Source organism: Legionella sp. (assembly GCF_049790535.1).
In the GTDB taxonomy this organism is placed as follows: domain Bacteria; phylum Pseudomonadota; class Gammaproteobacteria; order Legionellales; family Legionellaceae; genus Legionella.
This window is the reverse complement of sequence record NZ_JBAQZB010000016.1, coordinates 1-5,310: the sequence shown is the minus strand read 5'-3', so window position 1 is coordinate 5,310 and position 5,310 is coordinate 1. Positions and strand designations below refer to the sequence as shown.

Sequence of the window (5,310 nt, the reverse complement as noted above, 5' to 3'; positions counted from 1 at the left end):
AATGGAGATAAGCACTTAATAGGTGGCAATCAAAATGACATCTTTTTTTTACAAGGCGATCTGACTAGCGGTTATGTTGATGGAGAAGGTGGGATCAATATTTTAGACCTAGGAGATTTTGCCTCTAGTCGCGAATCTCTACAGATTAATTTAGCCAAGCGAGATCCTTATCTCGTGCATGATGGCTATGGTTATAACAGTTTTCAAATAGTTAATGTCCAACACATACTGACTCGTAAAGAAAAGCCGGATCATATCTATGTAGGTTGCAGTACCAGCTACGTTGATGGTAGAGGCGGTTACTCTAATTCCTATGGACAAGATGTCATTGTGATTGGTACTAACCAAGAATGTCGTTATCAAATGCAAATAAAAGTGCCCCCTTATACATTTATCGAGAATCAAGCAAATCTAGGAAATTTTTCCTATTTGTTGACTCGAGGTAGTGGTGAAGCGGAAATACATTTTAAAACTGTAGGAAAAGATACTGCGCAACATCAAATTTCCTTTAATTATACCTTATCAGAGCTTAGACAACTTCGCTTATTGCCAGATAATAATGAAGTGATGTTCAATTTCATGTCGGAAGAAATAAATGGATTTAATCTGACACTTAGTCGTTCAAACAGCACAAAGATATCCTGTATTTTTATGGATGCAGAAATGAAACTAGGCAATGAAAGGACTTATACTTTACAACAAACTCAGAAAACCCCGAGTAAAATTGTTTGGCAGTATCTGGCGCTCGCTAAAAGGCTGCAAGGATCCATAGTTGCCCATGCTCAGAATCGAACCGTAGTCATAGGGTATTCGCTTCATCATGATGTTTTACAAAACGATCCGTTACATCCCACTCATCTGCTGGGCAATGGAGGAGAAAATATCTATAAGATAACACCGAGAAAGGATAAGGAAAAAATACCCAATATAACACTCTATCCGCCACAATCTAACTCAAAGAAGATAGAGACTTTGGATTTGCGTGCTGTAATACAAAAAGTGGAAGCACATCCACATTGTGTTTCCCAATTAATAGTACGTAAAAAGGGTAAAAATTTACATTTGTTAATAAAAGCAAAAGTAAATAAACAATGTACATTGGGCAAAAAACTTATTCTTAAGATCATATTAAAAGACGCGGCTAAGATTCCTTGGATGAGTCAATTAAATATCGTAACACATCAATCATTTCTTGAAATAAATCAAGTTGTAAAAATTAAAGGCAGTAATAGACACAACGTTTGGGTTTTATCGCCAAAACCTTTAGTATTTGACAAAACAAAAAAAATTATTGTTTTATCGGCTCAGGATGTGGAGCCCTATACACGCGTAATGCTTCCGAAGATTCCAGGAGGTGTGGATTTTGCACGAACCGGAGAAAATTTAAATGATCTTATTGTTATCAGTAAACGAGTTAATAAAGCGCGTACTGTGCTAATTAAAGATTTTTATTCCGCTCAAGGATATGATGCGCGTAAACTACTCAGTTTATCATTGCATTTTGGTAACGAAACAGTGAATTTAAAAGACATTCCAAGTTTACCGTTACCTAGCTTAATTACATTACAAGATATTAAAAAAGAAAAAATATACAACTCTATTTTCGGCTCAGATACCTCAGATCAGAGCATGATTAAAGCTGGCTCAAGCTGGGTGACGCTGGTGGGCGTTGGAGTTGGCGGTGTGATGGCTTTTTTTTATATCAAACACCGGAGAAGACAGCCTGGACACACCGTAGACAACGCAGCTGCTGTTGCTCTTCTTGCCGCTGCAACCTTACCACAAACCCATACTCAATCTATTCTCTCTAAAACAGAAATGGTGATTTGTCGTAACCAATTTCTTAACGAGGATCAATGTGCTAAAAGCCAAACGTTGATTGGGACTTTGATCTTTTGTGCTAATAATGAGATTGGATTAGCTTGGTTTCAAGGAAAAAAAGGCTATGAATCTGTTTATGCTGTTTCCAATTCGACTCGACTGGATACCTTTGAACTAAGCGCTTCGGGTGACAACATCTTAATACGTAGAGAGGATCAATGTCAGCAATCCATCAATTTAAAGGAGATGAAGGAAATTCCAACGGATGTGATGGTTGCTGCTCCAATTTTTCAAGAAATGCTGAAAAAACCTTTAGAGCACTATAGATGGACCCTAAGGTGGGAGCCCTTTAAACAACAAGTAAAACAGATAGGACTACTCTATTTAGGTGAGCAGTATTTAATTCATACCCATTTTGGAGATTATTTCCGTATTATGGGTTTGACGCCCAACTGGCAGCAACGGGATGCTGGTCATTGGTCAAGCCGAATATTGCGATCCTGGTTCAATCACAATTTACTTTCAGGCGCATCGATTAGTGGGGTTTGTTTAGAAACAGCAGTGTTACATCCCTTTGTACAATCAATATTACCTGGAGATACTTATCGTTCGAAGTTAATTATACGTTTTGTTGCAGATTTATTACAATTTGGGCCATCTGTTTCAATGTGTATTCCTTCTTTAGTCGATTTTTTATGTTATCAACAGCCTTGGAGTTATGAAATAACAGTGGGATTACGTGGTTCATTAGCTCTTTTGGAAGTGATAAATGATCCGAGTACCTGGTATTTAACGGTAGGTTTATTTATTTTACCGCAAATTCCTTATTGGTTTGAAAACATAGGAATACCGGTAACGCGTTATATTAGTCATGCTCTGGAGATGTTGGAGAGATTTCTAATTTCTTATAGTTTAATGCTTAGTGTGCAAGAAGATCCACAACGATTTGATGCAAAAGAAATGGCTTTGCAGAACGCTGATCGGCGAGTGGAGAAAGGTAAGGAACGGATAACCTGTTTGTTTCATTCGGGAGTAAGCTTTTTTGGCAAATCAAACATTTCTAAAGCAGAGACAAATGATGCTGAATTCTCCAATTCACGATCAGCTCAGGCATCGAACAGTTAACAATGAAATATCGAGCGATGATAAAATTAATCGCTCACTGTAACAGGAGAGATTAAATCTGGAGCAAAAATTATTTTGAACAGCACAACATCCTGTCAATTGATAGTCCAAGGAACGATACAAGACAATGTTTATATTAATTGGAGAGGTCCTATAATATTTGAAAAAGACTTACTAGGAAATAGTATCAGGGTAGTCAACCATGAAGGTGATATTACTGCAAAAAATTTGGGGAAAAACACCTATTTAAAAATTCACAAGGGTAATCTTTCAGTTGATGGAACTGCGGAAGAGAGTAAGTTGGAAAATCACAATGGAAATATAACAGTAAAAACGCTACTAGTCGGTTAATGGTAGGGGCTTTAAATCGTGTGTCTATTAAATATACTGACGCGCATCAGTTGGCGTAATATTAGTCAGTTTCATGTCAGTCTTGTTGACAGCTTCAAACCAAGTGGCGAATTGTAACAAATCGCTTCGATAGCTTTCCAAAATCAAAGGCGATTTATCCGTCGATTTTTGATATGAGATGTAATCATCAACTTGGGTATTTTTAGCCATTAATAATTATGCGATTAATTTTTTATGAAATAATCTACCACAAAAAAAACAAATTATGCGATGAGTTGACACTCTTCTCATCGCATAAGGATTATTATGCGATGAAATTGAATCGTACCAAAAGTGAAAATTGTTAAAAATAATTTTTTAACAATGATTGTACATTAAAGTTTTGCTCTAAATTTAATGAAGAAACCAACTTATTTAATTTGGTGCAATCAAAGTGTTCGCACTTTACAGTAGGAACTCCATTGTCTTGCCTCTTACATAAAGAAACAACAACAGATTTTGTAGCCATTAACGACTGAGTTATTCTTTCAGCTTGTTTTTGATTGTTGCATTCAAGCCATGCAACACCTTGTTTTTGACTAAATTTCCACCCAGCACTTTTACTTAACTTAGACAGCGATATTTTTATTTCAGAAGGATCTAGAAGAGTTTTTATCGACAGTGGTGTCTTAGGCAAAGTAAGAGAAGGCTGGGTTATTCTTTTTTGATCTTCCTCTACCCAATCCATTAGCATTTGATCATAAAAGATACTTGAGTTGCCGCTAATAACTTCAGGTACTCCATATAGATAATGAGCTTTATTAAGCACTATACCTTTATACTCATTGGTGTAATTGTCCACCACACGTGAATAAAATGGAATATCTTTCGTTTCTTTTTGAACCACAGAAAGATTAGAAGCTAAATAGCTTTTAGCTGCCCAAATATCACATATGATTGTATCTTTCCCCCAAGTATTAGCTTTTTTGGAATTTGATGAAGAATCTCTCCCAATAAGTAAAGCCACATGATGATCAACATACAAGCATTCAATATTTACATTTGGATATTCCTTTTTTAAATACCCTATCGCATAGTTTGTGAATAGCCCACAATTACCGAATAATAATGGTTGAGTGATATCCGCTAATTTAGAAATGCCTCGTTTTTCCTCATCATCTGATTCTTTTTCATAAGCTGAGAAAGCAGCAAAGTACTCTTTCAACTCTTCATCAGAAACTTCTTGATTTTTGATAACATCAACTCGATTAATTGCGCCATAAGGAAAGCGTTTTTGAATAATATTATCAACTTCTAAGATAAGTTCATAATGCTTATTGGATTGCACTTCTTTATCGCTTTCGATAAGTGTTTTTACTTCATATTTACTTTTCATAAAAACTTCCTTTATAACTTTGATAAAATAAAAGGTTTTTATTTTATCAAATAACCTATTTATTAAAGCAAAAATTATTTTAAGGCATGCCAAACCAAAATATTATTAAATGTTGATTCGCTTTTGCCTCAGATCTGTAATTCAACCCAACTCTCGGCTCTCTAGATCCAGTTACATCTATTCCCGTTCTCGTTTTGTGAACTAGACATAGCAAATTTTAATTGTCATAGAATCATTGCATAAAATTACAGCAATCATTTTATGGAAGAAATATCTTGCCCAAATACCAGATGTCATTCAGCCTGCTAAAGGGATCGTCGAACAGCAGTTAATGGGACCTCCTCCATTGAACGCTAAGAAATTTTTATGAGCTTTTACATTCATTTTAGCGCTTTCCTGTTAGTAAAAGCGCTATTTTTTCATGTCTCCCAAATCAAAAACAGGGGTATAACAGGACATCAGTTAGGGTTTCGGAGCTATTTGCCCGTAACGAATGCCAATGACAACGGCCTCAGTGATATTATTACAGTGAAGTTCACTTAAAATATTTTTCTTGTATCGTTTCACTTGTCGTTCTGATAAAGAGCAAAATTGAGCCACTTGTTGGGAATTTTTTCCTTGAGAAAATAAATAAAGAC

Annotated in this window: 5 protein-coding genes; 2 read left to right on the top strand and 3 right to left on the bottom strand. The window is 35.7% G+C overall.

Annotation, left to right across the window (positions count from 1 at the left end; translation table 11 throughout):
• A partial coding sequence (locus WA877_RS00650; RefSeq protein ID WP_425169013.1) for a hypothetical protein occupies positions 1-2,946 on the top strand: 2,946 nt, incomplete at its 5' end.
• Between the two features lie 75 nt (positions 2,947-3,021).
• Entirely contained in the window at positions 3,022-3,297 is a 276-nt protein-coding gene (locus WA877_RS00645) for a hypothetical protein (RefSeq protein WP_425169012.1), read from the top strand.
• 27 nt (positions 3,298-3,324) lie between these two features.
• On the opposite strand, the gene WA877_RS00640 is transcribed toward WA877_RS00645, so the two are convergent.
• The 3 genes from WA877_RS00640 to WA877_RS00630 form a co-directional block, all read right to left on the bottom strand.
• Positions 3,325-3,507, bottom strand: coding sequence for a hypothetical protein (locus WA877_RS00640; RefSeq protein WP_425169011.1), 183 nt, complete (start codon positions 3,505-3,507; stop codon positions 3,325-3,327).
• Positions 3,508-3,640: 133 nt separating this feature from the next.
• Entirely contained in the window at positions 3,641-4,672 is a 1,032-nt protein-coding gene (locus WA877_RS00635) for a hypothetical protein (RefSeq protein WP_425169010.1), read from the bottom strand.
• 462 nt (positions 4,673-5,134) lie between these two features.
• On the bottom strand, positions 5,135-5,310 hold a 176-nt coding region (locus WA877_RS00630), incomplete at its 5' end, for a helix-turn-helix domain-containing protein (RefSeq protein ID WP_425169014.1).